Origin of the sequence: Solibacillus ferritrahens (assembly GCF_037027585.1) — a bacterium.
Lineage (GTDB): Bacteria > Bacillota > Bacilli > Bacillales_A > Planococcaceae > Solibacillus > Solibacillus ferritrahens.
On sequence record NZ_JAXCLE010000059.1, the window covers coordinates 1 to 780 of the forward strand.

A 780-nucleotide genomic window follows, 5' to 3' on the forward strand; every position below is an offset into this window, starting at 1 on the left:
AATAGGCAAATTGTTTTGTCCGTTCGTCCTTCACATAGTAACCACTTTCAGGGTCCGTTGTGCTCTCTTTGATTTCTTTCCATTCTTCCTTTTCAAACTTCTCCGGTGGAAACGGCTTTTTCCCGTTCTTTTCACGGTCTATGTTTAACTCTTCTTGTAGCTTTTCTTCATAAGCACGTGTCTCTTTTCGAACCATCTTCTTATCAAATTTTCGTTTATTCGCACTTGCCTTAACATGCGTGGAATCAATAAAGATATGGTCAGCTGATAATAAACCCGCATCCACAATTTCTTTCAAGATGCGATAGAAAATCTGTTCAAATACATCTGTATCCTCAAAACGCCGTGTATAATTTTTGCCAAACGTTGAGAAGTGAGGCACTTCTGTATGAAACCCGAAGCCTAAAAACCAGCGGTACGCTACATTCGTTTCAATTTCCTTAATCGTTTGACGCATCGAACGAATACCAAAAACGTATTGAATCATTGTCATTTTAAATAAGACAACAGGATCAATACTTGGTCTACCGAAAGGTGAATATAAGTTTTCAACTAATGGATATACAAACGAAAAGTCAATGGCTGCCTCTAATTTACGTACGAGATGATTTTCTGGGACAAGTTGTTCAATCGTCAACATTTCTAATTGATTACGTTCATTCATTTGGTTTTTAGTCATCATATCGGGACACCTCTTTGATTTAGATAAACTATATTAGAAAGAATAGATCAAGTTGATTGGAATGGAAGGGGCGACTTCTGCGGGAAAAGCGGGACTGC

1 protein-coding gene is annotated in these 780 nt (G+C 37.9%); it reads right to left on the reverse strand.

Translation table 11 applies throughout. The features are described 5' to 3' along the window. Positions 1–682, reverse strand: a 682-nt coding sequence (locus SNE38_RS19160) for a transposase (protein WP_336047177.1), incomplete at its 3' end; no start/stop codon positions are given. Positions 683–780: the final 98 nt, after the last annotated feature.